General features: G+C 74.5%; 22 protein-coding genes. 4 read left to right on the top strand and 18 right to left on the bottom strand.

The window, feature by feature from the left end; translation table 11 throughout:
- The first annotated feature begins 259 nt into the window (after nt 1-259).
- On the top strand, nt 260-880 hold the full coding sequence (locus IE237_RS10215; RefSeq protein ID WP_189801467.1) for a hypothetical protein: 621 nt from the start codon (nt 260-262) through the stop codon (nt 878-880).
- 197 nt (nt 881-1,077) lie between these two features.
- Nucleotides 1,078-2,013 (top strand): GNAT family N-acetyltransferase, encoded by a 936-nt coding sequence (locus tag IE237_RS10210; RefSeq protein ID WP_189801466.1) that lies wholly within the window; start codon nt 1,078-1,080, stop codon nt 2,011-2,013.
- Here the strand turns inward: IE237_RS10210 and thpR are convergent.
- A complete protein-coding gene (thpR, locus tag IE237_RS10205; RefSeq protein WP_189801465.1) occupies nt 1,974-2,591 on the bottom strand; it encodes an RNA 2',3'-cyclic phosphodiesterase in 618 nt (205 codons plus the stop codon). The two genes, IE237_RS10210 and thpR, sit on opposite strands and share 40 nt — an antisense overlap.
- A gap of 126 nt (nt 2,592-2,717) precedes the next feature.
- On the bottom strand, nt 2,718-3,986 hold the full coding sequence (locus IE237_RS10200; protein WP_229842502.1) for a serine hydrolase domain-containing protein: 1,269 nt from the start codon (nt 3,984-3,986) through the stop codon (nt 2,718-2,720).
- Nucleotides 3,987-4,262: 276 nt separating this feature from the next.
- Between IE237_RS10200 and IE237_RS10195 the strand changes: the two genes are divergently transcribed.
- The gene (locus tag IE237_RS10195; protein ID WP_189801464.1) at nt 4,263-6,302 is read left to right on the top strand and encodes a DUF11 domain-containing protein; all 2,040 of its coding nucleotides are present in this window, start codon (nt 4,263-4,265) and stop codon (nt 6,300-6,302) included.
- A 108-nt stretch (nt 6,303-6,410) separates the two neighbouring features.
- On the opposite strand, the gene IE237_RS10190 is transcribed toward IE237_RS10195, so the two are convergent.
- From IE237_RS10190 to IE237_RS40650, 13 genes are all read right to left on the bottom strand, one after another.
- On the bottom strand, nt 6,411-7,670 hold the full coding sequence (locus IE237_RS10190) for an NADase-type glycan-binding domain-containing protein (RefSeq protein WP_189801463.1): 1,260 nt from the start codon (nt 7,668-7,670) through the stop codon (nt 6,411-6,413).
- A gap of 5 nt (nt 7,671-7,675) precedes the next feature.
- A complete protein-coding gene (locus IE237_RS10185) occupies nt 7,676-8,245 on the bottom strand; it encodes a phage tail protein (RefSeq protein ID WP_189801462.1) in 570 nt (189 codons plus the stop codon).
- Nucleotides 8,242-10,230 carry a putative baseplate assembly protein gene (locus IE237_RS10180; RefSeq protein WP_189801461.1) on the bottom strand — a complete coding sequence of 663 codons (1,989 nt, stop codon included), beginning with the start codon at nt 10,228-10,230 and terminating at the stop codon, nt 8,242-8,244. Before IE237_RS10180 ends, IE237_RS10185 begins: the two co-directional genes overlap by 4 nt.
- 10 nt (nt 10,231-10,240) lie before the next feature.
- Nucleotides 10,241-10,639 carry a GPW/gp25 family protein gene (locus IE237_RS10175; RefSeq protein ID WP_189801460.1) on the bottom strand — a complete coding sequence of 133 codons (399 nt, stop codon included), beginning with the start codon at nt 10,637-10,639 and terminating at the stop codon, nt 10,241-10,243.
- Nucleotides 10,640-10,655: 16 nt separating this feature from the next.
- Nucleotides 10,656-12,470 carry a VgrG-related protein gene (locus IE237_RS10170; protein ID WP_189801459.1) on the bottom strand — a complete coding sequence of 605 codons (1,815 nt, stop codon included), beginning with the start codon at nt 12,468-12,470 and terminating at the stop codon, nt 10,656-10,658.
- Entirely contained in the window at nt 12,467-13,195 is a 729-nt protein-coding gene (locus IE237_RS10165) for a CIS tube protein (protein ID WP_370468160.1), read from the bottom strand. The genes IE237_RS10170 and IE237_RS10165 overlap by 4 nt, the downstream gene beginning before the upstream one ends.
- A gap of 13 nt (nt 13,196-13,208) precedes the next feature.
- Nucleotides 13,209-13,646: a phage tail protein gene (locus IE237_RS10160; RefSeq protein ID WP_189801457.1), complete on the bottom strand. Its 438-nt coding sequence runs from the start codon at nt 13,644-13,646 to the stop codon at nt 13,209-13,211.
- Between the two features lie 41 nt (nt 13,647-13,687).
- Nucleotides 13,688-14,788 carry a hypothetical protein gene (locus tag IE237_RS10155; RefSeq protein ID WP_189801456.1) on the bottom strand — a complete coding sequence of 367 codons (1,101 nt, stop codon included), beginning with the start codon at nt 14,786-14,788 and terminating at the stop codon, nt 13,688-13,690.
- Between the two features lie 1,779 nt (nt 14,789-16,567).
- Nucleotides 16,568-16,720 (bottom strand): DUF6760 family protein, encoded by a 153-nt coding sequence (locus tag IE237_RS10150; RefSeq protein WP_167346856.1) that lies wholly within the window; start codon nt 16,718-16,720, stop codon nt 16,568-16,570.
- Nucleotides 16,717-17,136: a hypothetical protein gene (locus tag IE237_RS10145; RefSeq protein WP_189801455.1), complete on the bottom strand. Its 420-nt coding sequence runs from the start codon at nt 17,134-17,136 to the stop codon at nt 16,717-16,719. Before IE237_RS10145 ends, IE237_RS10150 begins: the two co-directional genes overlap by 4 nt.
- Nucleotides 17,136-17,579 carry a phage tail protein gene (locus tag IE237_RS10140; protein WP_030693830.1) on the bottom strand — a complete coding sequence of 148 codons (444 nt, stop codon included), beginning with the start codon at nt 17,577-17,579 and terminating at the stop codon, nt 17,136-17,138. Before IE237_RS10140 ends, IE237_RS10145 begins: the two co-directional genes overlap by 1 nt.
- 57 nt (nt 17,580-17,636) lie before the next feature.
- Nucleotides 17,637-19,217, bottom strand: a complete 1,581-nt coding sequence (locus IE237_RS10135) for a phage tail sheath family protein (RefSeq protein ID WP_189801454.1) — start codon at nt 19,215-19,217, stop codon at nt 17,637-17,639.
- A 67-nt stretch (nt 19,218-19,284) separates the two neighbouring features.
- Nucleotides 19,285-20,673, bottom strand: coding sequence for an eCIS core domain-containing protein (locus tag IE237_RS40650; RefSeq protein WP_370468159.1), 1,389 nt, complete (start codon nt 20,671-20,673; stop codon nt 19,285-19,287).
- Nucleotides 20,674-21,019: 346 nt separating this feature from the next.
- On the opposite strand from IE237_RS40650, the gene IE237_RS10125 reads away from it, so the two are divergent.
- Nucleotides 21,020-22,672, top strand: a complete 1,653-nt coding sequence (locus tag IE237_RS10125) for a COG1470 family protein (RefSeq protein WP_189801453.1) — start codon at nt 21,020-21,022, stop codon at nt 22,670-22,672.
- Nucleotides 22,673-22,759: 87 nt separating this feature from the next.
- On the opposite strand, the gene IE237_RS10120 is transcribed toward IE237_RS10125, so the two are convergent.
- Genes IE237_RS10120 through IE237_RS10110 form a run of 3 tightly spaced genes read right to left on the bottom strand, consistent with a single transcriptional unit; the run spans nt 22,760 to nt 26,051 of the window.
- Nucleotides 22,760-24,766 carry an ATP-binding protein gene (locus IE237_RS10120; protein WP_189801452.1) on the bottom strand — a complete coding sequence of 669 codons (2,007 nt, stop codon included), beginning with the start codon at nt 24,764-24,766 and terminating at the stop codon, nt 22,760-22,762.
- Nucleotides 24,763-25,401, bottom strand: coding sequence for a Pvc16 family protein (locus tag IE237_RS10115; protein ID WP_189801451.1), 639 nt, complete (start codon nt 25,399-25,401; stop codon nt 24,763-24,765). The genes IE237_RS10120 and IE237_RS10115 overlap by 4 nt, the downstream gene beginning before the upstream one ends.
- A complete protein-coding gene (locus tag IE237_RS10110) occupies nt 25,401-26,051 on the bottom strand; it encodes a helix-turn-helix transcriptional regulator (RefSeq protein WP_189801657.1) in 651 nt (216 codons plus the stop codon). The genes IE237_RS10115 and IE237_RS10110 overlap by 1 nt, the downstream gene beginning before the upstream one ends.
- Between the last annotated feature and the right edge of the window lie 87 nt (nt 26,052-26,138).

The following is a 26,138-nucleotide window of genomic DNA, read 5'->3' as shown; positions in this document are numbered from 1 at the left end:
AATTCTCACGGGAAGTCGCTTGCCTTCTCTGTCCGACAGACGCGAGGTCACGCGCCGGGCGTCAGGTTATTGATCTTGAAGGGGTCGGCCCAGCGAGGGTTACGCCATCCGCCGGAGCGCGAAGTCGTACGGAGGGCGTGGGCGCGGGTCGCACACCGCGGCACCGCTCCGTCCACGGACGGCGGGCGGTTCACTCGTCACGGTGGACTCGGGCCGAGCCGCCGTACCCTCCCGTCGCGGCTCGGGCACCGTGACTCCCATGCACGCCCGCCGCACGACGTTCCTCCTGCTCATCGCGCTCCTCACCACGGGATGCGTGGCCGTCCCGCACGGCCGCGCCCCGGCCCCACCGGCCCGCCCCGGCGGGCTCGCCCCGGCCGCCGACCGGCCTCCCGCGCCGCTCCCCACCTGGCCCGCGCCCACGGAACCCGCCCCGCGCGAGGTGCTCACCGCCACCGAACCACGGCCGGCCGCCCCACCGGCCCGTACCTCCGCCGGGCCGGCCGCCGACGCGTCCGACGAGCGACCCTCCGCCGGGCGCGCACCTGTTCAGGGTCCGGCCGCGAACCGTCCGCACACCACGGCGAACCGGCCCCGCAAGCCGGAGCAGAGGAACACCGGGACGAGGACGTCCGGGAACCGGAAGTCCGGGAGCAGGAAGACCGCGCACACGAAGACCGGAAAGAGCGCGGCCGGGAACGGGACAGCCGGTACGAGGGCCATTCCCCGTGCTCCGCAGAAGAACCGGCCCGCCACCGTCCGCCCGCCCCGGCAGACGGACGGCCGGCCACCCGAGATGCGCGGCCTCTGCCACCAGGCCGAGACCATCCGGGCCCCCATGGGCGCGGCCGACCTCTGCCGCGGCATGTACGGCCGCTGACCGGCACGGCAGCCGCCCGCCCGGACCGCGCAGCCCCCGCCCGGGCCGCTCCTCCGCCCGGCCCCGGCCGCTCCTCCGCCCTGCCCGGGCCGCTCCTCCGCCCTGCCCCGGCCGCTCAGCCGCCCTGCCCCGGCCGCTCAGCCGCCCGGGCGGAAACCCGCTTGTTCCCGCCCGATCGGCACGGATATAAGACGATCATGCTCACACCGCGCCCCTTCCTCCCCTCCGACATGCCCCGCGTCCAGGAGACGGTGGCGGAATGGATCGCCACCGCCGGGCGCGACGCCTACGACCACGTGGGCGAGCTTCCCCACCGCGTGTACGACAACCTGCGCGGCGGCCTGCCCGTCGGTGACCTGGTGCACGTCTGGGAGCACACGGGAGAGCACGGGCACGAGCGCCGGATCGGGGGCGTCACGATCTGCCTGCGGTTCGGCTCGGCGTTCGACGCGTTCTGCGCGCCGGAACTGCGCGGCACCGACTCCGAACGCGCGATGCTGACGTTCGCCGCGGACACCACCGCACGGCACATGGCGGACGACGAGGAGTACGTCCTCACCGATCTGTTCGAGACGGACACGACCCGTGGACGTCTGCTGAACGAGCTGGGCTTCACCTTCTTCCGGGTCTGGGACGACGTGAACACGAGGGACCTGGCCGACCTCCCTCCCGTCGTGGTGCCCGAGGGATTCACCGTCCGGGCGGCCACCCTCGACGACGCCGAGGCCCTGGCCGAGGCGCGCAACGCCTCCTTCGGCTCCGACTGGACGGGCGCCGCCTACCGGGACGGGATGATGACCCGGCCCGGATACGACCCGGCGGGCGAGATCGTGGCCGAGGCCCCGGACGGGCGCATCGGCGCCTACTCCGTCCACTGGGTCGACGCGCGCAACGGCCTGGGCCACTTCGAGCCCGTCGGCACCCACGAGGCCTTCCGCCGCCGGGGCCTGGCCAGGGCCGTCATGGCCGCGTCCATGCGCCGCATGGCGGAGCTCGGTCTCCGGCGGGTGACGGTCAACCACAACGCCGAGAACCTCCCGGCCGCGCGGCTGTACGGCTCGCTGGGCTTCACCCTCGAGTGCCGCACCCACGGCTACCGCAGGGCGAAGGACCAGGACTCGATGTCGCGATAGCGGATCGGGCCGGGACCGCGCCCGTAGTCGCTGCCGACGAGGTGGAGGCGCTCGGCGGGCCAGCTTCGGCCGGTGAAGCCGGCGAGCCCGGCCGCCGCCTCCAGCACGGAGGTCGGATCGTCGCGGCGGGCCCGGGCGAGCGTCAGATGCGGGCGCAACGGCCGCTCCTCGAAGGGGATCCCGCACTCCTTGACGACTGTCCGCACCTCGGTGGCGAGCGCGTGCAGTCCGTCCAGATCCCCGTCGATCCCGCTCCACAGCACCCGGTCGTCGAAGTGCCCGCCACCGCGCAGCGCCAGCTCCACGGGCCGCCGCGCCGCCGCGATCTCCGCCAGCGGGGGCCGCAGGAGCGGGACGGTCGCCACCGGGAGCTCCCCGAGGAACGCCAGCGTGATGTGCCAGTCCTCGATCCGGTTCCACCGCATGCGGGGGTACGCCTCGTACGCGGGGCCCAGCGCGCGCTCCAGCTCGTCCTTGGCGTCGTCGGGCGGGGCGAGCGCGACGAACACGCGCACGGTCGAGGCCCGCGCCCTGCCGCCGTCACCGGACTCCGTACCCTGCCCGGGCGCCTCAGCCATCTTCCGTTCCCTACCCACCGTCTGTCCCGCAACCGTCGGAGGCGAGGGTACGCGGTGCTCCGCCCACCACCGGCGCCGGGGACGCCCTCGCCCCCACCCCTCCCCTCACTCCCACCGCCGCCACCGTCAGCCGGTGAAGGCGGCCAGGGCGAGGCGCTGGGCGACCGCCGGGGCGCCGTTGACCCTCGACGTCGAGGTGCCCATCGCGTAGACCGCGCGACGGTCGAGGTCCCGGGAGGCGAAGACACCGGACCTGTAGCCCGGTTCGGAGCCGGTCTTGCCCCAGAGGACCGAGCCGTCGGGCAGCGGCGTGGACATCAGACCGACGCTGAAGCAGGCCGTCCCCCTCGCGGGGCCGGTGTTGCACGAGGCGCCGTCGGCATACGGCAGCGGCTTGCCGTCCGGGCCCTTCGGCACGGTGAACAACTCCGCCGTCTGCGCCGGCCGCAGCAGTCGGCCGTCGAACAGGCCGGTGATGAAGCGGTCGAGGTCACCCGTGGTGGAGGTCGTGCTCGCGGGCAGCCCGCCCTGCACGTTGGCGTCGACCGGCTCGCCGTCGCTCCGCGACAGGTACCCGGCCAGGTACGGCCGCGGCACGGCGGTGCTGCGGTCCGGCACGGCCGCCCGGGTCTCCCGCATCTTCAGCGGCCGCAGGATCCGGGTCGTGGCCTCGTACTGGTAGGAGTGCCCGGTGATCTCCTCGATCAGCTTGCCGGCTATGCGGTAGCCGAAGGAGTTGTACTGCTGGCGGGTGCCGGGGCTGAAGTGCGGGCCGGGGGCGGGCCTGCCCTCGGGGCGGAGCGTCTGCTCGATGACCTCGTCGAAGGTGAGGTAGTCGAGGCGGCGCTCGATCTCCTCCTCGGGGGAGGGCGCCGGGGCGCCCTCGAAGTCGTCCGGCAGACCGCTGGTGTGATTGAGCAGTTGCCGCACGCTGATCGGCTCCCGGAAGCGGCTCTCCGGCAGCAGCCCCGGCAGGTAGTGCTGGACGCTGCGGTCCAGATCGACACGTCCCTCGCCGGCCAGCTGGAGCAGGATCACGGCCTCCATGGGTTTGCTGATGCTCCCGATCCGGAAGTGGGCGTCGGGGCTGACGCGCCGCCCGGAGACGGTGTCCCCCGACGTGCCCCGCCAGGTCTCCCCGCCCTTGTGCACCTCGGCCACGATCCCCGCGATCCCGTCGTCGGGGCGGAGGACCATCGCCGCACGCAGGGCCTCACGGTCGATCCCGGAACCATCGACCCCGGAAGGACCGACAGCCACGCGCTCGACGCCGTCACGGTCGAGCGCGGAGGCACGGGCGGGCCCGGCGGGGCCCGCCTGCGCCGGCGCGGCGAGGCCCAACGCCACGGCGGCGGCCAGGGTCAGGGCCAGGGGCAGGGTCGAGGAACGGCGCATGGGGAGCTCCACTCGTCAGATGTCGATCATGTCCCTTCGAGTCTGTCCGCCCGGTCCGTGCGTCGCGCCGGGGATCACCCCGGCTCGCCCCTGAACCGTCCCTGACGCCGCATCAGGGACGCCCACGGTCCGCGCGCCCCCATGCGCTCCCTCGCGGGGGTGGTTCCCCGGGGCCAGTGGGGCGCAGCCCGGCACGGTTCGCGCGGACAGGGAGCGCCCCGGGCCGAAGCTGTCCGCTGGCCCTGTTCACCTGCGAAGACGGAGGTTCGCCCACCCATGACCCACGCACTTCTCAGACCGGCGGCACGGCGACGCCGACCGGGCGGGAGGGCCGGGGCACCGGTCGCGCTCGGGCTCGCGCTCGTCCTCGCCCTGCCCGGTACCGCCCTCGCGGCCCCCGGTGACCTGGACCCGGCCTTCGGGACCGGCGGCCGGGTGACGACCCCCATCACCGGCTACGCGGAGGGCCACGACATCGCGCGGCAGGCCGACGGAAAGCTGGTCGTCGTGGGGACGAGCGAGGCCGGCTTCGCGCTCGCCCGCTACACCACCGGCGGAGGCCTCGACCCCGCCTTCAGCGGCGACGGCACGACGACCAGCGACTTCGGCGGGGGCGCCCACTCGGCCAACGCCGTGGCGATCCAGCCCTCGGACGGCAAGATCGTCGTGGCGGGCACCACCGAGGTGCTCGCGGAGGAGGGCGGAGGCTGCTGCTTCTTCTCCGTGGCCCGCTACAACACCGACGGGAGCCTGGACACGGGCTTCGGCGACGGCGGCCTGGTACGGGTCGACGAGTTCGGCGGGTCCGCGGACGGCGCCGACGTCGCCGTACAGCCCGACGGCCGGATCGTCGCCGCGGGCAAGGGCGCGGGCGGCGGCTTCGCGCTGGTCCGCCTCGACACCGACGGGGACCTCGACCCGACGCTCGGCGGCGACGGCGCCGTGGTCGCGGGCTTCACACCCACCTCGCCCCAGGACGGCGGCGGCATCGCCCGGGGCATGGCCCTCCAGCCGGACGGCAAGATCGTCTCCGTCGGCTACGTCGGCAACACCGCCTTCGACATCGGCGTGGCCCGCTACAACACCAACGGCACCCTCGACACCACCTTCAGCGGCGACGGCATGGTCACCGCGGACTTCGGCGGCACCGAGTTCGGCAACGCCGTGGCCGTCCAGCCCGACGGCAAGATCCTCGCCGCGGGCGCCGGCGGCGCCGGCTACGCCCTGCTCCGCTACAACGCCAACGGCACCCCCGACGCGGGCTTCGGCACCGCCGGACGTACCTCGGTCAGCTCCCCGGGCGACGGCGGCCTCGCCTACGCCATGGCGCTCCAACAGAACGGCCGGATCGTGCTCGCCGGCCGCGCCGACGACCCGAACAGCTCCGAGGCCAACGACTTCGGCCTCGTCCGTTTCCTGGCGAACGGCACCGTCGACACCGGCTTCGGCGGAGACGGCTTCGTGGTGACCGGCTTCAACGACTTCGACGAGGCCCGCGGGGTGCTCGTCGAGCCCGACGGCAAGATCGTCGCGGCCGGCTACGGGGCGGGCTTCGCCTTCGCCCTCGCCCGCTACCAGGGCGGCGACGGAACGCCCCCGCCCCCGCCGTACGCCGACCTGTCGGTGACCAAGTCCGGTACGACCACCGTGAGCATCGGCGACCGCGCCACGTACACGGTGACCGTCACCAACGCGTCGTCCTCCACCGCCACCGCGACCGGCGTCACGCTGACGGACACGCTGTCCGGCGCCGGCGGGACGCTCGTCTCGGCGGTCCCCTCGCAGGGCTCGTGCACCACCACGGCGACGGGGGCCACCTGCGCCCTCGGCTCCCTCACCCCCGGCGCCGGCGCGACGGTCACCGTGACGGCCGAACCCCGGGCCACCGGAACGCTCACGGACACGGCCGGCGTCACCGCCACCCAGCCCGACCCGGTGACCACCGGCAACACGGCCACCGCGACCACCTCGGTGAACAACGCCCGCGGCTGCACGATCATCGGCACCAGTGGCGCGGACACCCTGAACGGCGGCTACTCCAACGACGTCATCTGCGGTCTCGGCGGCAACGACACCATCCGCGCGAGCTACGGCAACGACACCGTCCACGGTGGCTTCGGCAACGACAACATCGACGGCGGCTTCGGCGACGACACCCTGAACGGCGGCCCGGGCAACGACACCCTGACCGGCTACTACGGCAACGACCGCCTCACCACCACCGACGGCATCGCCGGCAACGACACCGCCAACGGCGGCCCCGGCAGCGACACCTGCACCACCGACACGGGTGACATTCGCATCAGCTGCCCCTGACCCCGACCCCTCCTCCGAGTGCCGTCGCCGCCTCCCGCGCCGACGGCACTCGTCCGTTCGGAGCGGGGCGGCCCGGAGCTGTACCGGCTGCTCGACGGGTGACGCCGGTCAGGAGACGGACCGGCCGAAGAACTCCAGCTCGGCGACGGCCACCTGCTTGCGCGGGTCGGCGCGCCAGGCCGTGCGCAGGACCAGCTGGACCGACAGGGCGTCCCGGACCCGCAGGTCGACGCGCTGGGTGCCGCCGTCGTTGATGCGGTGGTGCGAGACGTGCAGCTCGCCCGCCGCGTCCTTGACCACGAGGTCGAAGGTCTGCGGGGTGGCCTGGCCGTCCGCCTGGGTGGTGTTCTTCGCGCTGCCCGGGGTGATGAGGAGGCTGAGCAGATCGGTCGGCTCGGCGAAGCGCGCCTCCAGGTACTGGCCCGCCGAGTCGCCCGCGTACCCGGTGCCCCACCAGGTGTTGGAGTAGCCGTCGCCCGCGAGCTTCGGCTCCTGCTTCGGCGCCGCGTGCGAGGCCACCCAGGCCACGGGGTGCACGGGGACCCGGGTGGCGAAGTGGTCCTGCACCGCGCGGGCGGCCGGCGGGCCGCCGAAGACGCCGCCGACGACCACGGCCACGATCGCCGTGGCGATCAGGGCGCGGACCAGCACGCGGCTCCGGTCGCGGGCGAGCCCGGGCCGCCGGCCCGCGTACGGGCCCTCGGCCGTGGAGAGCCGCTCGGGGACCATGGGGGTCGCGCAGAAGCGGCAGAAGTGACGGCCCGGCCTGTTGGCCAGCGAACAGGCCGGGCAGGGGGTGCCGCCCTCGACGGGCGCGGGCGCCGCGGCGGCCCGTACCGCCGGACGCGCCGCCTCCGGGCGCGCGGGGAGCACGGGAGCGGCGACGGCCGGCTCCGCGGGCCGGTTCCCCGGGACCGGGACGAGGAGGGAGCGTACGACCGTGTCCGAGGGGTTCTCGGGGGCGGGCGACGCCGCTTCCCCGGGAGTGGATCCACCGGACGCGGGGCGCGCGGTCGACGCCTCCTCCGGCTCGGTCCTCGCCTCGGGTACGGGTACGGTCGCGGGCGCCTCGGCGGATGCGGATGCGGACACGGCGGGGAGTGGGGCCGTGACCTCCTCGGAGCCGGAGCCGGAGCCGGAGGCACTGTCACTGCCCGATCCCGCCCCCGAGCCCGCACCGGCGAGCGGCCGGTCCTCCTGTGGCGCGGTGGCCGTCTCCTGCGCCTCCTCGGACGTGGCGGCCGGGGCCGCTCCGGCCGGGGTGTCCCAGCGCAGGAACGCTCCGCAACTGTCGCAGAACGACTGGTCCGTCGTCCGCACCGGGCTCGCGCAGTCCGGGCAGGGACGGGACTGGGGCGCGTCACTCATGGGGGTCATGCTCCTTCGGATGTACGGGAAGAGGTCACCGCGACGGTGAACGGCAGGTGCGCGGGGCGGGCCGCGGCCACGACCGCGCGCAGCCGGTGCGGATCGACGGCGGCCGGGTCGGCGACCCGCAGGACGACGTGCAGCCCGGCCACCGGTGCCCCGGGGAACGGGCCGAGCGGGCGGGCGGACCAGCTCGCCCCGCCGCTCTCGGTGATCTCCGGGGCCACGCCGAAGGCCAGCCGGACCGCCGCCGCGAGCCCCTGCCGGGTGCCCCGGACCCGGTGCAGCGCCACGGCCGAGGCGACCGCGTGCCGGCGCAGCGGCAGCGGCTCGCCGCCGTCCAGTTCCGCACCGACCCAGGTCGCGAGGTAGTCCACGAAGTCGTCGGGGGCCAGGGCGGGCGAGAAGTACGCCTCAAGGGAGTCCAGGACGTTGAACAGGGGAGCGAGGACGACGTCGAGACCGGACACGAACCGCTGCCCGAAGTCGTCCTCCGCGTAGACGGCCGGCAGCGCCGCCCCCAGCGGGTACGGGGTCGCGAGCCCGGGGACCGTGCCCCGCGCGGAGCCGCTCACCGCGCCTCGATCACACGGACACGGTGGTCGAACGGGAACAGCAGTGCGGACGGGGCCAGTTCGATCCGGTCCGTCGTGTCACCGCGCCGGCCGGTCAGCGGATCGGCCGGATGCAGCAGGACCTCGTCCACCAGCTCCACCCCCGGGACCCGCTGGAGCGCCGCGAAGACCTCACCGGCGCGCAGCGGGCGCCCGAACGGCCATCCCTCGCCGTGCGCCCCGCCGGTCAGCGGGTCGAGGTACGCGTAGAGCGTGTCCAGTGCCTCGGCGCGTACTCGCTCCGCCTCGGCCGCCCGGAACGAGTGGAGCGTCGCGACCACCGTCACCCCCTGGTAGAACGGCGGCCCGACAGCCAGCCGGGTGCCCAGGGGGCGGCGCTCGTCGAGGAACCCCGTCACCCGGGACAGCAGTTCGTCGCCCGGGACCAGTTGCTCGAAGCGCAGCCGTCCGCCCCGGTCGGGAACCGCCTGCGGCACCACCAGGACCCGGACCGCGTTCTCGCCCGACTCGGCGCCGTCCGCCGCGAGGCACGAGATCCGGGCGGCCTCGGGCGCGGCCCGCCGGGCCAGCTCCTCGTAGTCGCGGGCGGTGACGGCCCGTTCCTGCGCGCGCAGGGTGATGGGCGCCCGGGACTTGGCCTCCTCGACGGTCTCGCCGTCCACGCCGCCCCGCGCCGCCTCACGGTTCTCGACGCGCGCGATGTACGGGATGGAGCTGCGCAGGACGGTGATCGTGGACCGGGCCACGTTGCCCGCACGGCCGCCCCCGGTGCCGTAGCGGACCGCGCGGATCGCGGCGCCCTTCGGCGGCACCGCGCCGAACTGCCGCAGCGTGCCGTCCGGTTGGCGCACGGACGGGCCGAAGGCGATCTCGCCGGTCGTCGCGTCCAGGGTGAAGTGCCGGTCGCCGGGGCGCGAGGACGCGAAGTCGCGGACGGCGGTCCACTCCTGCCAGCCGGCCTCAGGGTCCTCCTCGGCCCCGCCGCCGTCCGCCCGCTCGGCGACCTGGAGGAGCAGCGGAGGCCGGTCCACGACCGGGGCGTGCGCGAGCCGCACCCGCTGGCCGGGCACGCCCTCGGACTCGCCGAGGCGCTCGTCCCGCACGGCCTCCGCGTGCGCCGCCCGCACCGTCCCGCCGATGGTGAACGCGCCCGCCGCCCGTACCGTCGGCGACTCGCTGTAGGACGGCAGGCCCTCGGCCGGGTCCACGACCCGGCAGCGCACCCAGCCCGCCTCGTGCCCGCCGAGCCGCGAGACCGCGTGCCCGGACGGCATGTGCAGCACCACCTCGCCCGGCCGGTTGAGTCCGCCCGTGGAGTCCTCGTCGACCTCGCACGCGACCCACCCCTCGGCCGCCGACCACGCCTCCCACACCAGCGGCGGCCGGCGCGGGTCCACGCCGACGCCGTCCACCCGGCTGTCCAGGTCGAGGACGAGCACACAGTCCGGCACGGCCGCCGAGAGCCCCAGGAGCAGCGCGTCCCCGACACGCGGTAGGGGAGAGAAGGCCGGGACGTCCTCTCCGCCCACGATGTCCTGCGAGCGGTCCTCGGGCGTGCCCCCGGCCTCCTGCCGCAGCAGCCGGGTCAACTCGCAGGGGACGACGGTCAGATCGGCGGTCGTCGCGAAGACGACCGCCTCCTCCGTCTCCGTGCGTCCGGTGGACACCTCCGTGCCGGTGGGCAGCAGCACCGGCTCGGGCTGCGGCGCGGAGAGCCGGAAGGTGATGTCGGCGCGGGCGGCGGCGGGCGGGAAGAGCGTCACCCCGAGCAGGTCGAGGAAGGCCAGGTGGTTCTTCTCCGGGACCCGGTTGAGCCGGTAGACGAGCTGGTCCGCCATGTGCGCGACGGCCTCGACCAGGGTGACGCCCGGGTCGGAGACGTTGTGGTCGGTCCACTCGGGGCACGCCTGCTGGATGTAGCGCTTGGCGTCGTCGACGAACTGCTGGAAGCGACGGTCGTCGAGATGGGGTGCGGGCAGGGCCATGGCGGCTCTTTCAGTCCTCGGAGGGGATGACGTAGAAGGGGAAGACGAGATTGCGCGGATTGTTCGCGCCGCGCACCCGGTAGCGGATGTCGATGTACAGCGTGGTCGGCTCCCCGGGCGCGGGGGCGACCGTGACCTCCTCCACCTCGATGCGCGGCTCCCAGCGGTCGAGCGAGGACATCACCTCGTACCGGACCCGACCCATCGTCGCGTCGTTGACCGGAGCGAACACCAACTCATGGACCGCGCAGCCGAATTCGGGACGCATCGGGCGCTCGCCCGGCGCCGTGGCCAGGACCAGGCGCATCGACTCCTCGATCTCGCGGTCGCGCCGGACCAGGGCGATGGAGCCGCTCGGCCCGGTACGCAGGGGAAAGGCCCAGCCCGCACCGACGAAGTGCTCACTCATGGCTTCTTCCTTCCGCTCAGAACGGCAGGTTCGCCGCGACGGGGTTCGGCATCGGGACGGTCGAGGTGATGAACATCGGCGCGTTGACGACGGCCTGGGTCAGCGCCTGCACCTTGAACTTCGCCCCGGCCTTGATGTCCACGCCCAGGCCCGCGTTCAGCCGGATCTTCCCCGCGGCGGACAGCTCCAGGTCCATCCCCGACTCGACCGTGACCCCCCGGGCCCCGCTGATCGTGACCGTTCCGTCGCTGTCGATCGTCAGCGTCGTGCGGGCCTCGTTCAGCTCGACGCTCAGCCCGCCCTTCGACGTCCGCAGCCGGATGCCGTGCGAGGCGCGGGTCCGGCCGCCCTCCTCGCGCAGCTCCACGGTGTGGCCGGTGCGCGAGGTCAGGGCACGCCACTGGACCCGTCCGCTGGTCGGATCGACGGGCGGCACCCGGTCCGTCGCCGGCGTGTTCCGGTCGACGCCGTTGTACAACCCGGCCAGGACGTAAGGGTGTTCGAGAGAGCCCCGGTCGAAGGCGCAGAGCACCTCGTCGTCCACCTCGGGCAGCATGAGACCGCCGCCGCCGCGCCCGCCGAGCTGGGCGACCCGGCACCAGCCGCTCTCGTACGTCGCCGAGAGCCAGGGGAAGCGCAGTCTGACCCGGCCGAGGGACAGCGGATCCTTGGTGTTGGTGACGAGCGCGACCGCGACGCCCGGCATCGGCGGCGCGGGCTCGCCGCCGCCCGAGGCCGTTCCGTACAGCGAGCGGAACTGCCGGCCCGACACCGTCAGCCACGTGGTGAACTGCCGCCCCGAGGCGAAGACATGGCGCACCCCGGTGGCGGTGTAGCGCCCCTCGAAGGGGAAACCCGCGCCCTTCACGGCCACCGGCTGCCCCGGCTTCAGCGACGGGTTGCCGGTGACGGCGACCTCCACCTCGGCGAACGACCCGGTGACGTCGTCCGCGAGCGCGGTCGCCGCCCGTGTCACCTCCGACTGTGTCGTGAACGGCGTTCCGGTCGCGGCGAGTTCGGCCGCGCCGAAGGGAGCGGACAGCTGCGCCGGAGTGATGTCGGAGACGATCTCCCGGCTCGCCACGGCCGGCGTCGGCGAGGACAGTGCCTGCTTGGTACGGGGATCCCAGCCCCGCACGTCGACCTTCCCCACCTGACCGGCCGCCGTCACCGACACCCGGCTGTGCAGGGTGTTCGCGCCGAAGTCCAGGACGTACGGGCTGGCCGCCGCCGGCGCGGTGTCGGACGGCGCGGAGGAGGCCGGCGGCAGCGCCGCGAAGACGAGCCGGCCCGCCGCGTCGACGGAGAGCCGGACGTCGTTCTCCCGGGCCAGCCGGGACAGGAAGTCCCAGTCCGTGATGTTGGGCTGGGTGGCCAGCTCGTAGACGGTGGGCGTGGCCTCGACCTTGCCGAGGGGGATGCGGTTCAGCGCGGCGAGCTTCCGGACGATGTCCGACGCCGTCATGTTCGGGTAGCCCTCGACACGCCGGTTGCGCAGCAGCCGGTGGCCGGGGTCGTAGCCGCGCAGGATCAGGTACCGGCCGTGCCCGGGAGCCGCGTCCACCTCCACGGCCGTGACCTCACCGGTCAGCATCGGCTCGCCGAGCCGCCCGTCGGTGAACGGCGACAGCACCGCCATGGCCCCGACCTTCAGATAGGGGAACTTCTCGGTGAGCGTCCCGTCCTTGTCGCTGAAGGTCAGCTGGAAGGCGGAGGGGACGTTCACACTGGCGTCCACCCAGCCCTCCGTGAGCCGGACCGCCAGCGGGTCCGGGAGCGGCGTGCCGTCGAGCTGCACGTGGAGGACGGTGGTGAAGGTCTTCTCGCTCATGAGGCGCCCTCGGTCTCCGGCATGTCGGTGGTGGACGGGAGCAGCAGTTCCGTGCCCGGGCGCAGCCGCATCGGGTCGTCGATGCCGTTCGCCTCGGCGATGACCCGCCAGCGCGTCGCGTCGCCGTACTCCCGCCAGGCCAGCGAGGCGAGGGAGTCCCCGGCGACGGTGCGGTGCGCCTTGCGGGCCGAGAGAGCGCCGGACGTCGGGTTCTGCTTCTTGGTCGCGGTGGCGACCTCGGTCAGCGACAGCGAGCAGGTGGCGCGGATCGGGATGCCGCTCGGACTGAAGAGGGTGTACGTGGCGGACACGGAGGTCACGTAGGCGACGAACCGCACCGTCGAGAACGACCCCCACGAGAACTCCACCCACGGCGGCGACGGCGCCTTCGCGCTGATGCTCTGCTGGGTCACCTCGCAGCAGGAGAGCAGGAGCTCCACCTGCTGCTGCACGTCGTTGGACGAAGGGTCGTCGGACCGGTCCAGGAACACCTCCAGCTGGAGCTGGGCGGGCACGCTGCCGGTGAACTTCGGCGGCGCGCCACGGGTGTACGCGACGGCCGGCTCGGTGTGCCAGTGCGCGGACCGGCTGAGCTGCAACTGGTCCGGATTGAACTGGAACTTCACCTCGCCCATCCGACCGCCCATCGAGCCGCCGAGATCCGTCGGCGGCTGATGGATGGCGAGCGAGGCCCGGGACAGCCCGCGGGCCGCCAGGGCCCCCATGATCCCCGCCATCTCAGGCGCCCCCCGCGTCGGTGAAGCCGTGGTGCGCGATCTCCAGCGTCTCGGTGGCGACGGCCGGACTCGCCGGGTCCAGCGTCGGCCCCGTCCACCGCACCGGCAGCACCTCGACGAGCCCCCACTGCGCGACCGTCGATCCGTCCGCGCGCAGCGCCGCGATCTGCGCCGTCGGGCGCGTGATGCCCGTGGCGAGGGACGAGATCCAGGCGGCCACCTTGGCCGTGTCCGGGGTGAGGGGGCGGGTGAGGCGGATCGTGGAGAACGTGACACGGGTGGGGAGCTGCCAGACGAAGCCGTTGTTGCCGCCCTCCCGGCGCTGTTCCACCTCCACCTCGGAGGAGAGGCCGTCGCAGCCGTTGAACAGGCCGAGGTCCTGGCCGTCGATGGTGAGCTTGAAGAAGACGGTGGATGCGGGGTCCAGCTGCGTGGGCATGAGGAGGGTCTCTCGGGTAGGCGGGTGCGGTCGTTCGTGGGTCAGTGGCCGTGGTCGCGGAGCCGGCCCACCCGCTCACGGTCGGCGCGGAGCTCGGCGCGCAGGAGGCGCGAGAGCGGGGTGACGAGACGACGGGCCAACTCGTCGAGCTGGGATGGTGATTCGGAGGCGGGAGGAGAGGCGGTGGAGGCGGGTGGTGCGGGCGCCGTGCTGCGCTGTACGGGGGAGGGGGTGGGGGCGGTACGGGTGACCGTGGGGGTGCGCGGCGCCGGGGGAGTGGCACCGGGAGCGGCGGCGGTCGGCTGGATCGGGACGGGGAGCACGGGCGCGGGAACAGGAGTGGCGGCGGGCGCGGGAGCGCTCTGGCGCTGGACGACCACGGGGCGGGCGACGGGCCGCACGGCGGACGGCGGGGCGAGGGGGACGACGACGCCACGGGCGGCGCCGGCGGGCGGCGGACCGGCGGAGCGCTGGACGGAGGGGGTGGGCAGGGGGGAGGGGCGGGAGAGAGGGACGGCGGCGGTCGGCTGAGGCGCGTGGTGCGACAGCGGGACGGCGGAGATGCCGGGCGCGGCGACGGGAACGGCCGCCGGGGACGCCGTGCGCGAGGCAGGACCGGTGGAGGTGCGGGGGCCGGCGGGCGCGGCTGTGGTGCCGGGGAGGTTCGGGGTGAGCGGGCGGGTGGTGGCGAGCGGGCGCGCCGAACGTCGCTGGACGGTGGGCGCGGTGGCCCGGGGAAGGTCGGTGACCGTGACCACGGGAAGGGGAGCGGGGGTCTCGGACGCGGCCGGGGTGCGGGTGCGGCTCCGGGGAGGCTGGGGCGCCGTGGCGCGCTGTACGGCGGGGCTCGGTTCGGCCTGTGCGGGAGCCTGCGGCGGGGCCGTCGGCAGGGGAGCAGCGGTGCGCCGACCCGTCGGGACGCCCGGCTCGGGCTGCGTCGGGGTGGCGCGACCGGGCGTGCCGGCCGAATCCGTGGGCGGGGGCAGGGGCGCCGTCGCACGCTGGACCGGCGAGGGTTCTGAGGCGGGCGAGGCGGCGGCCTCCGGAGCGTTGGAAGGACGCGTGATCGGCGCCCCGATCGGGGATCGGCGCGGTGCGGACCTGGCCTGCGGCGCGGGTGCGTCGGTGGCGGAGCGCTGCACGGGCGCGCCGAGTCCCGGCCGGGCCGGGGGTGTGGTGGCGCGGAGAGGCGCGGGTGCCGCCGGGGAAGCGGCCGGGGGTACGGGTCGGGTGGCAGGTCCCGGGTCGGTCCGGGGTGCCGGGGCCGGCGGGGCCGGCGGTGGCGTGGCTGCCGTCGTGCTCCAGTCGGCACCCGGGGCGCGCCGTGACCGCCGTACGGAAGGACGGCGCTGCACCGGAGCGTCGAGCGCGCCGACGGGAGTCCCGGGCCCAGCGGGGGAAGCAGGGCCCGGGACGTTCTGGGGCCGCCCGGTGGCCTGGGGCTCCGGGGCGGCGGTGTCGGTCGCGGTCGTGGGAGTGACGCCGGCCGGGGCGGTGGACCCCGTCTCGGCGGTACGCGTGGGGGCTGCCGTGGTCTGGGCGCCAGCGGTGCCGGGGGTGGGTCGGTCGGCCGGTCGTGCGGCGCCGGCCGGAGTCAGGCGCCGTGGCGGCTGGGCGGGCCGGGCGGAGACGAGCGGCGAACGCCGCACGGCCGTGGGACGGACGGGCCCCAGGGGCGTGGCAGGCGAGGTCGACCGCTCCGCGCCCGATGTGCCGACTGTCTCGCTCACGGGCGGCACGGAGGGCCGGGACGGCCGGACCGGAGCACTCGCGGGCGCGGCGGCACGCTGGACCGCGGGAGGCGTGGAGCGGGGCGGGGCCGAGCGGGGAGGGACGGAGCGCCCGGTCGTGGACGGGGTGCTGCCGCCCTGTGCCGGAGCGGCGGCGCCGTCCCGTACCGGGGTGGCAGAACGATTCCCTACAGGAGTGGTCACGTCACCCCGTGCCGGAGAGGCTGCCTCACCGCGCGCCGGAGCGGTCGCGTGCCTGTGTACCGGTGTCGGCACCTCAGCCCGTGCCGGGGTGGCCACGTCCTTCCGTACCGGTGAGGGGACTTCTGCCCGAACTGCGGGCGCCGCGTCGTTCCCCACCGGTGCGGACGCTTCACCTCGTACCGGCGCAGCTGCCTTCCCCCGTACGGCTGTGGGTACTTCGGCCCGTGCCGGGGTGGCTGCGTCTCTCCGTACCGGTGAGGGGGCTTCTGCCCGAACTGTGGGCGCCGCGTCGTTCCCCGCCGGTGCGGACGCTCCACCCCGTACCGGAACCGCCGCCTTCCCCCGTACGGGTTTCCGTACCGGTGAAGGGGCTGCAGCCCGAACTGTGGGCGCCGCGTCGCTCCCCGCCGGTGCGGACGCCACACCCCGTACCGGTGCGGGCGCCTCGCCCCTCGCCGGGGTGGCCGCGTCGCCCCGCCCCAGGACAGGCCTGTCGGCCCGTGCCGGAGCGCCCGGCTCGCCCTGTCCCCGTCCGGACGGGGAGGCGCTTCGTCCGCCCGGCGCCTCCGCGGTGATCGCGCGCTGTACAACCGACGGCGTGGACGGCACCGTCCCGGCCACCGGCAGCCGCAGCCCCGGAAGTTCCGCGGCCGGGGCGCCCGCCGGCTCCCGTACGGGGCGCACCGCGTCGAGGAGTACGCCTCCGGGCGCGTCCGGCACCGCGCCATGGCCGAGGTCGGTCTGGAAGGAGGGGTTCCAGTGGGTGGCGAGCGACGCGGCGAAGCCGTGCTCCGTGACGGTGCGCGGCGCGCCGTCCAGGACGCGCTGCACGGGCGGCAGCCCCAGCCACGCGTCCCCGGTCGCCGTCGCGGGGGCGACGGGCGCCGCGTCCCGCGCGGGGGCACCGGCACCGGCATCGGCCGCCTTCCGTCCCCGCCACTTCTCGAACATCCCCACCGTCTCCAACCTCCTTTCACAGAAATGCTGTTAGGCCTGCGACCGCTCCACGAGCGAGGCCACCTGTGCCACGTACCTCCGCCGGTCCGCGTGCTCCAGATCGAGGATGTCGTCCATGCCCCAGTGGAAGTGGAAGGCGAGGTACGCGGTCTCCTCCTCGATCCGGTCGGCCGCGTACGTCACGATTCCCCCAGGCGGCTCCCGGCCAGTTCGACCTCGAAGGACTCCTCGCAGTGCGGGCAGGCGACGGCGGCCCTCGTGTGGCCCTCCGCGTTGATCTGCCGGTAGAAGTCCTGGAGGAACGCCAGGTCGGAGGCGAACATGTTCTCCACCGTCCCGTCGTGGACCGACGGGAGCGTGCCCAGCCGGGTGACGACCCGGCCGAGCAGCACCACGGACAGGTACGCCGGGTTCTCACGGACCCGGATGTCCCGCAGCGGGAGCAGCTCGTCCCGGGCCGTGGCCAGCCGCATGGCCCCGCGGCGGTGCACGGTGCCCGCCTCGTCGACGAACCCGCGCGGCAGCTCGAACTCGAACTCCGTCCGCAGCGGCTCCTGTGGGCGGTCGGGCTGCGCTCCCGACGATCCTTCGCGTCGCATCAGCCGAGGGTCAGCTCTTCGAAGGTGATGGTGACCTGCTCGGTCAGCGCGGCGGCGTCACCGGCCTTGGTGGAGCTCAGCTCGACCTTGGTGCACCAGGCGTTGCGGAGGTTGTACCGCTTCACCTCGGTCAGCTGGTAGTCCAGGAAGATGATCGACGCGTCCTTGCGGGCCGAGCCCATGTCGCCGGCGATGGACGCGGAGATCCACTCGGTGAAGGCGGCGGACTGCGTGGCGCCGCGGGTCACCGTGCACTCGCCGGCCTTCTTCACGCCGGGGAGCTTCTTGATGATCGGCTTGCCGTCCGCCGAGACCTGCTGGAACTCGATGACGTCCTGCTCCATCGTGAGGCCGCTGATCTCCTGCAGGGTCTCGACCATGACGCCGTCGATCTGCAGGCCGAAATTGTGGGTGGTGAGGGCGTCACCGGTGTCGAGGGACATGCGGGTCACTCCTGTTCATGAGGGGGTCGGGATGTACGGGGGTGCTGCGAGGGGGGACTACTCCTCCAGCTCGCCGCCGCCTCCCTGGAACTGCGCGAGGCGGAAGACCACGAACTCGGCGGGCTTCACGGGGGCGATGCCGATCTCGCAGACCACCCGGCCGAGGTCCACCGACTCCGGGGGGTTGGTCTCCGCGTCGCACTTCACGTAGAAGGCGTCCTCGGCGCGCTGGCCGAACAGGGCGCCCTGGCGCCACTCGTTGACCAGGAAGGCCGAGATGTTGCGCCGGATGCGGGCCCACAGCGACTGGTCGTTGGGCTCGAAGACCACCCACTGGGTGCCGACGAGGATCGACTCCTCGAGGTAGTTGAAGTAGCGGCGGACGTTCAGATAGCGCCAGGCCGGGTCGGAGGCCAGGGTCCGCGCGCCCCACACCCGGATGCCCCGGCCGGGGAAGGCACGGATGCAGTTCACGCCGATCGGGTTGAGCAGGTCCTGCTCGCCGCGCGTGATCTGGAGCTCCAGGTCGACCGCGCCGCGCACGATCTCGTTGGCGGGGGCCTTGTGGACACCGCGCTCCGAGTCGTTCCGGGCCCAGATGCCGGCCATGTGGCCGGACGGCGGCACCGTGCGGGTCTGGCCGCCGGCCGGGTCGAAGGACTTGATCCACGGGTAGTAGAGCGCCGCGTACCGCGAGTCGTAACCGGCGATCTCCTGGCGCCACTTGCGGATGTCCCGGGCGTTCAGGCCCGGCGGCGGGTCGAGGATCGCCATCCGGTCGCCCATGAGCTCGCAGTGCGCGATCAGGCCGAGCTGGACGGCCTTGACCTGCTCCAGGTCGATGAGCCCCTGCTGGTAGGCGGCCATCAGGTCCGGCACGGCGACCATGTTGATCTCGTCGAAGGCCTCCAGGCCGCCGAAGCCGGTGCGGTCGGCGGAGTCGCCGATGAACTGGCCGGACTCCATCGCGGCGGGCGCGTCGGCCCGCGTCGCGACCGGTGCGGGGGCCTGCACCGGCGGGGCGAGGGTCACGGTCTGCGCGTCGGGCCGGGCGAGCTGCCCGCCGGCCGCCGCCTCCTCCAGGACGATGGTCTTGGAGCGCTGCTTGACCTGCGCGACGACGTAGTTGCGGGCGCTCTTCTTCGCGGAGGCGTCGAAGCTCTCGACGACCTTCTCGCCGTCCTTGACGACCAGCTTGAACCGCTCGGCCTCGCCCTCGACGTCCTGCACCTCGACGGTGAGCGCGCCACCGGCCTCGGACCCGGCCGCGACGGCCGCGACGCGGAAGGTGCCGAGCGCGACGGCCTCACCGGCGACGAGCTCGCGCGGCGCGGCGGCGCCGGCTCCGACGGGCTCCGTGGCGCCCTGGGCGTCGCCGCCGCCCACGCGCACCACGTAGGCGGCGGTGCCGCCGTTGTTGAAGAAGCCGTACACGGAGTGGGCGAGGTAGTACCCGTCCGTGAAGTCCCCGAACGACGCCACGTACTGGGACCAGTTGGTGACGAGCACCGGCTCGTTGAGCGGGCCGGTCGGCGACAGTCCGACGAAGGCGGCGACGGACGTCCCGACACCCTCGATCGGGCGGGAGCCGCTGGCGACTTCCTCGACGTAGACGCCGGGGGACAGGTAGGTGGGCATGCTGGAGACTCCTGGAGGGACGGGTGGGACGGATCAGAGGCGACGGCTGCGGCTGTGGGCGCCCGTGTCAGCCTTCGTAGTCGGGGTTGTAGCGCTTGTACGCTTCGTGCCGGGCCTCGTCGAGGCTGCGGCCCTGGGCCATGAGCCGGGCGGCGTGCATCTCCGCTTGCTGCCACCAGTCCACGCCCACGGTGGTGTTGGCCGTGGGGCCCGCGTAGGTGACGCCTGTGGAGTGCATGGAACCGACCATGGCGTTGTAGGAGTCGTTCGCCTGCTGCAGCGCGGGGGTGGCGGCCTGGTTCTGGAACCCGGGCAGATGGGCGTAGCCGAGCTGGTTGAGCTGGACTGCGCTGCTGATGTCGCCCGACACCATCAGGGCGCGCTGCTGGGCGCGGTAGTCGTGGGAGTTGAGACCGGACGCGTCCGCCGTGCCGGTCGTTCCCGTGCCGATGTGGGCACGGTGGAACGGCGCCACTTCCTGGTAGGCGTGGGCGCGGTTCTCCAGCTGCCTCGCCGCCGAGGAGCCGCCGCGCGTCAGACCGCTGGTCTGGGAGAGCGGCTCGTAGCCGATGACGTGCTCGGACTCGTGGGTGTTGCCGCTGACGGGGGCGCCGTAGAGCTGCGCGAGGCGGGTCTGTTCCTTCTTCTTGTTGCCGTGCGTGCCGACCTGGTAGGTCGGGGTGCCGAACTTGCACAGCGACTTGTTGGTGCAGTTCGGGTTGGTACAGCTGGCGCAGGCGCGCTGGATGGGGTCGGCCCAGCTGAACGCCGCCGCGGACCGGGCCGGCCGGGCGGCGCGCTGGACGGGCTCGGCCGCCGTCGCGGGAGCGGGACCGCTCAGGACGCGGGTCGCGTTGGCCTCCGCCTCCCGCTCGAAGCGGTCCGACGGGTCCGAGACCTTCAGCCCGTCGCCGCTGTCCGTACCGGCCACCGGGCCCTGCCGCTGCTGGATGACGTGGGTCAGTTCGTGCGCGAGCGTGTGCCGGTCGCCGCCGCCGTCGCCGATGACCACATGGGCACCCGAGGTGTACGCACGGGCACCCACCTCCGCCGCCGATGCCCTCGCGGCCGCGTCGTCGTGGACGCGGACATCGGAGAAGTCCGCTCCGAGCCGGGACTCCATGTCCGTGCGGACCGAGTCCTCCAGCGGGCGGCCCGCCGAGCGCAGCACATCGGGGACCGTGGACCGCTGCACGGCCTCCCCGTGCCCGCAGCCCGCCCCGTGCGTGTGCGCGTCGCGCTCCGCCGACCGCTGCACGGTCTCCCCGTGCCCGCAGCCGGGGCCGTGCGTGTGCGCGTCCCGTTCCGCCGAGCGCTGCACCGCCGCGGCGAACGCCGCGTTTCCCACGGCGCGCTGGAGCGCCGCCGCCGCACCCGGATCCAGGCGCGCGGCACCGCCGGCCGCCGCGAACCGTGCCGCGTCCGCCGAGAGCGGCGCGCGCGCCGGGCGGGGCACGGGGCGACCGCTTCGGTGCGCTTCCGGCCCGCCGCGATGCATCGACTCCATCCCGCCTGCCCTCCCCTCGGTCCTGGACGGCTCTCGTCCCGGACGGCGTTCGTACGCTTCCGACTCTCGCCGCGCGCCCACCGCCGCGGCGAGGGAAGAAGGGGCGGTCGCGAGGGCAGGGGCGCGTGCCCTCCCGGTCACGCCGGCGACCCACGACCCGGCCCGCCGCGCGGCCGGCCGGCCGTACGCACGCCCGCGGGGCGCACCCGCGAGGCCGCCGGGGGCACCTCGTGCTGCCCCCGAACAGAGACGTTCGGGCAGCCGGACGGCAGGACCGCCCCTCTAGCCTGCGCCCATGACCATGTGGACCTCTCTGGACCCGGCCGATGTGACCATCGAGCCGGGCACCCGGACCTCCGCCCGGCTGCGGGTGCGCAACACCGGGGACACCGTCGAGGAGTACCGGCTCTCCCTCGTCGGCAAACCCTCGGGCTGGTCCCGGGTGGAGCCGGACGTCCTCCGCCTCTACCCGGGCAGTGAGGGGACCGCCGAGATCACCTTCGCTCCGCCCCGCTCGTCGGACGTGGAGGCCGGTCCCCTCGCCTACGGCATCCGCGTCGACCCCCGGGAGAACTCCGCCGCCCGCGACGTGGTGGAGGGCCGGCTGACCGTCACGCCCTTCGCCGAGACCCGCGCCGAACTGCTGCCGCCCGCGCTCGTCGGACGTTTCCGGGGACGGGCCCGCATCGCCGTCGACAACCTCGGCAACACCCCGCTCACCGCGTCCCTGATCGTCCGCGACGAGGCCAACCGGCTCACCTTCGACGTACGGCCGAACGCCGTGCAGATCGCCCCCGGCCGCGCCGCCTTCGGGGAACTCGTCGTACGGCCGCAGGCCGTGCGGTGGACCGGCGCCGAGGAGTCGCACCGGTTCACCGTGGCCGTCCGCCGGGCGGGCGACGACACCGCCCTCGACCTGGAGGGCACGTACGACCAGCGGCCCGTCCTCGGGAACTGGCTGGTCGTGGTCGGCGGGCTCCTCGTGACCGCCGCCATCGCCTTCGCCGTGCTCTGGTTCGGCTTCTCCCCGAAGATCGTCAGCGCGGCCAAGGAGATCCAGGCGACCGGCGCGCCCAGGCCCGCGCCGCAGGGCGACGGGGACGAGCTGCCCGAGGCACCCCCGCCCAGCGCCGGCGGCGGCGCCACGTCCGGCGGGGCGAAGCCGCCCGGCGACGAGCCGCCCCCGCTGGACGGCGGCGGCCCCCCGCCGCCCGGGGAGGACGACGGAGGCGGCGGTGACGGAGGCGCCGGCGGCGGCACGGGAGGCGGGGCCACCGGCGGCGGCTCCGGCGGCTCCGGCGGCGGCGCGCCGACCGACCCCGGCCCGGGCACGGGAGGCGGCGGCAACCAGCAGCCCCCGCCCCCGCCGGCCTCGGCGAAGCCCGTGCCCCCGTGGGTGCAGGGCAACGCGAAGGACCTCGTCGTCGAGTACGCCCAGGAGCGGCTCGCCGCGATGAGCAGCGGCAACCCCTGCAGGCTCACGGGAAGCTGGAGCCGCGGTGTCATCGACGGGGCGACCCGTGACGCGATCGCCTGCTACCAGCGCGCCGTCGTCAAGGACGCCGTCGACAACGGCAAGAACTCCGGCGAGATCCTGAACACCGACGCGCCGGGCACCCTCGGGCGCGCCACCCTCACCTCCCTCTGGGCCCAGGGCGTCACCCCCGAAGAGGTGAAGTCCGGGAGCAGCACGATGGAGACCACGCAGCTCATCGCGGCCTTCTGGTGGGCGTACAACCGCAGCTACTCCGCGGACGACCTGTCCAAGGCGCGTGTCCGCGCCCAGTACGGCATCGACAACCTCCGTACCGGCAAGGTGACGCCCACCCGCTACGGCAGCAGCGTCGCGGCGCACATCAGCGAGTACCAGACGGCCGTCGGACTCACCGCGACGGGCGAGGTCGACTGGCCGACCCTGCGCAAGATGGTCGGCGGCAGCGTGATGTGAGCCGCCGGCGGCGGACGTGACGCGACCGAGCCGAGGGGGCCACCCGCACACGGGTGGCCCCCTCGGCCGTTCGCCTGGCGCGTGCCCTCACGGCGCCCAGGGCATGCCGGCGTCCGGGACGAGCCGGCCCGCCTTCTGGTACTCGCGCCGTGCCCCGGCGCGCACGTCCTCGCCGGTCACCGCCGAGCCGCGGGCCGCCGCCAGATAGCCGGCCGTCACCGCCGCCGAGCGGATCGCGCCGCCGGCCAGCTCGAACTCCTGGGCGCACCGCGCGATCTCCTCGTCCACTCCCTCCGCCCTCGGCGTGCCCGCCAGGCAGGAGTGCCAGAGCGAGACTCGCTGCCCGGGGTCCGGGAAGGGAAAGTCCACCACCAGGTCGAGCCGGCGGGTGAACGCCTCGTCGATGTTGGCCCGGAGGTTGGTCGTGAGGACCGCGATCCCGTCGAACGCCTCCAGGCGCTGGAGCAGATAGGCGCTCTCCAGGTTGGCGTACCGGTCGTGCGAGCTCTTCACCTCCGAGCGCTTGCCGAAGACCGCGTCGGCCTCGTCGAAGAGGAGCACACAGTCCGTGCGGTCCACCTCGGCGAAGATCCGCTCCAGGTTCTTCTCGGTCTCGCCGACGTACTTGTCGACCACCGACGAAAGGTCCACCACATAGAGGTCCAGGCCCAGTTCGCCCGCCACGACCTCCGCGCCGAGCGTCTTTCCGGTGCCGGACTCCCCGGCGAACAGCGCGACGACACCCCGCCCGCGCCCGCCGCCCCTCCGCAGCCGCCACTCGCCGAGCACCCGGTCCCGGTCGCGGGCCCGGCCGGTCAGCTCGCGCAGCAGCCCCAGCGGCTCCTCGGGCAGCACCAGATCGGCGAACCCGACGGCGGGCCGGACCCGTCGCGCATGGCTGTCGAGGAGCGGCGCCGAGACCAGCCGGGCGCCGCGCTGCAGCTGCGCGAGGGTCAGCGCGGTCCCCTCGAACGCGGCGAGCGCCCGGGCGGAGCGCGCCGCCCGGCGCACCTGATCGCCGCTCAGACGGTACGGGGCGGTGGCCGCGTCCAGGTCGAAGTCCAGCTCCGACGCGTCGAGTTCGCGGTGCCACAGACCACCGGACCCCGCCGCTTCCCCCGGCGTGTCGACGGCGACGAGCTCCGCGTCCGGGGCCCACAGGGGATCAGGTGCCTCGGCGCCGGCGAGAACCACCGTCGCGCCGGACGAGGCGAGCGCGCGCACCAGCGGCCCCGGCCGCGGAGGCAGCGGCTCGACGACCACGGCGGCGCCACGCAGCCTGGCCTCGCGCACCAGCGCCCGCGCCGTCACCTCGTCCACGGACTCCGGCCGGTACCGCAGCACGGGCCGCCCGGTGGCCCGCAGGGCCTCCACCACCCCATCGGTGGAGGCCCCCGGGACACGCTCCCGCAGATGGACGGTGACGGGTCCGGCGGCGACGACACGCGCGCCGAGCGGCGTGGCGGCGACATCGGTCTCCGGCTCGGCCGGGGTGAGCAGTTCCACTCCGGTGCCCGCCAGTTGGGCGTCGAGCCGCCCGTCGTCGCCGAGGAGGTGCGCCACCACCCGCTCCGGCACACGCAGGGCCCGCCCGGGCAGAGGCCGGTCCTCGTCCTCGACCTCCAGGAGGCCGCCGGACCGCAGCGGCGCGGCCGGGTGGAAGCGGTCACGGGCGGCCGGGTCGGAGGGGCCCGTGCCCGCGAGGTCCAGAGCCAGCGCCACGGTGGCGCGGCGCCGGCCGACATCGTCGTTGAGGTACCCGTACAGCGCCTCGAAGCCCCGGTCCACGTCGGGCGCGAGCGCCGCGACGAGGATGTGCGCGTCGAGGGCCGTGAGCCCGAAGTCCCGCGTCAGGCGGGCGAGCCGGTCCACTCCGGCGACGTCCGGGAGCGGGACGGCGTGGTCCCGCTCCGCCGTCGGCGGCGTCTCCGCGATCCGCCGGGCAGTCTCCTCGGTGACGTACAGGCCGCGCAGCGGGTCGCCCGCCGTGGGATCCCCGGCGCCGCGGGCGTCCACGAGGGCGGCGACCCGCGCCCGGAGGGCGGAGAGCAGTCCGAGCAGGCCGTCGGGACCCGTGCGGTCGTCCTCGCTCACGCGCCACCCTCCGGCGCCGAGTCCGTCCTGACTCCGATGCGTCGCCGCACCCGGGGCCTGGAGTCGCCGGGTACGCCGTCGATCCCGCGCACGAGGACCTCCGCCTCGGTGACCGGAGGCGCCACCTCGTACACCGGGGTGACCGGGAACGGTGTGGTGACCACGACGTCGAGCGAGGGCTTGAGTTCGCCGCCGAGCGCCGACCAGATGTCCGCGAGCGAGCGCGACTCGGCGGGCGGCACCGCGACGGAGAGCGGCAGGGACGTGGCCATCGACCGCACGGACTCCGGCACCGCGGCGCCGGACAGCGCCTCGTGCGGCAGGAGCAGGGCCAGCGCGCCCGAGAGGAGCCGGTGTTCGTCCTCGGGCCGCGAGGTCCAGGCGGTCACCAGGTACGAGAGCCGGAACCACCGCGGCGGTTGACGCCTCCGCGTCACGATCCCGTCGGCGTCCCGCTCGGCGCGCGTGCCGCGCTCGCGCCGGGCCACGTCCTCCCGGATGTCGTACAGGTAGGCGTTCAGCGTGGGCGCGTTGCGCCGGGCCGCCCAGTCCCGGGTCGGCGCGTCGAAGGCGACGTCGCCCGTGACGGCCGGGGCGAGCAGCCGGCGCAGCGCCTCGTCTATCTCATGGATCATCAGATGTAGCCTTCGCGGAGCGCGTACGCGACGGCATGCGCCCGGTTGGTGAGCTGGAGACGGGTCATGAGCGAGTGCAGGATGTTCTTGACGGTGCGCTCGGAGTAGGCGAGCTTCTCGCTGATCTGCCGGGTGTCCAGGCCCTCCGCGAGCAGGCGCAGGACGTCCACCTCGCGCGGCGCCATCCCGAAGAGCGGCACCGCCCCTCCCGTGGCCGTTCCCCCCGCCGTCGCCCGCTGCAGGCGCCCCACCTGGTTCAGGAGGCGGCTGACCAGGTCCGGCGGCAGTTCGCCCTCGCCCCGCGCCGCGCTGTGCACGGCGCTCAACAGCCGCTGCTCCGTGGCCTGATGGCGCCAGATGATGGCCCGTACCCCGTACTCGACCACCGTCAGGAGGTCGGGTTCGCGCAGCTCGCGGGCGACGAGCACGACGCGCTGGTCGCGGCCGCGCAGCAGGCGCCTGAGTTCCGCGGTGGTGGGTTCGTCGATCCGGTCCGCGAGCATCACGGCCACCGCGGGGGCGTCCCGGCCCCCGTCGTCGTGCTCGGGCACGAAGTCGATGCTCGGCTGATGCCTTAAATGGCTGATGAGCCCGGCCCGGCTGAGCGGATCGGATGCGTGGACCGTCACCGTCACTCGTGTGGTGAGCACTTCCGCCACCTGCTCTTTCTCACTCGCCTCGACCGTCCGGGCGTGGTCGGGCGCCCGGGAGTGGCCGGCGGGGCGACGGCGGCCTTC

The sequence above is a fragment of the Streptomyces tanashiensis genome (assembly GCF_014648895.1).
GTDB lineage: Bacteria > Actinomycetota > Actinomycetes > Streptomycetales > Streptomycetaceae > Streptomyces > Streptomyces tanashiensis.
The sequence above is the reverse complement of the archived record's forward strand: the minus strand, read 5'-3'. Positions and strand labels throughout refer to the sequence as shown.

Coding starts and splice junctions, on each gene's coding strand:
- IE237_RS10190 (WP_189801463.1), bottom strand. CDS start 7,670: ATGAGTGACGCGCCCCAGTCCCGTCCCTGCCCGGACTGCGCGAGCCCG.
- IE237_RS10125 (WP_189801453.1), top strand. CDS start 21,020: ATGACCATGTGGACCTCTCTGGACCCGGCCGATGTGACCATCGAGCCG.
- IE237_RS10145 (WP_189801455.1), bottom strand. CDS start 17,136: ATGCGACGCGAAGGATCGTCGGGAGCGCAGCCCGACCGCCCACAGGAG.
- IE237_RS10140 (WP_030693830.1), bottom strand. CDS start 17,579: ATGTCCCTCGACACCGGTGACGCCCTCACCACCCACAATTTCGGCCTG.
- IE237_RS10180 (WP_189801461.1), bottom strand. CDS start 10,230: ATGGCCCTGCCCGCACCCCATCTCGACGACCGTCGCTTCCAGCAGTTC.
- IE237_RS10195 (WP_189801464.1), top strand. CDS start 4,263: ATGACCCACGCACTTCTCAGACCGGCGGCACGGCGACGCCGACCGGGC.
- IE237_RS10160 (WP_189801457.1), bottom strand. CDS start 13,646: ATGCCCACGCAGCTGGACCCCGCATCCACCGTCTTCTTCAAGCTCACC.
- IE237_RS10175 (WP_189801460.1), bottom strand. CDS start 10,639: ATGAGTGAGCACTTCGTCGGTGCGGGCTGGGCCTTTCCCCTGCGTACC.
- IE237_RS10215 (WP_189801467.1), top strand. CDS start 260: ATGCACGCCCGCCGCACGACGTTCCTCCTGCTCATCGCGCTCCTCACC.
- IE237_RS10115 (WP_189801451.1), bottom strand. CDS start 25,401: ATGATCCATGAGATAGACGAGGCGCTGCGCCGGCTGCTCGCCCCGGCC.
- IE237_RS10165 (WP_370468160.1), bottom strand. CDS start 13,195: ATGGGGGCCCTGGCGGCCCGCGGGCTGTCCCGGGCCTCGCTCGCCATC.
- IE237_RS10200 (WP_229842502.1), bottom strand. CDS start 3,986: ATGCGCCGTTCCTCGACCCTGCCCCTGGCCCTGACCCTGGCCGCCGCC.
- IE237_RS10210 (WP_189801466.1), top strand. CDS start 1,078: ATGCTCACACCGCGCCCCTTCCTCCCCTCCGACATGCCCCGCGTCCAG.
- IE237_RS10170 (WP_189801459.1), bottom strand. CDS start 12,470: ATGAGCGAGAAGACCTTCACCACCGTCCTCCACGTGCAGCTCGACGGC.
- IE237_RS10135 (WP_189801454.1), bottom strand. CDS start 19,217: ATGCCCACCTACCTGTCCCCCGGCGTCTACGTCGAGGAAGTCGCCAGC.
- thpR (WP_189801465.1), bottom strand. CDS start 2,591: ATGGCTGAGGCGCCCGGGCAGGGTACGGAGTCCGGTGACGGCGGCAGG.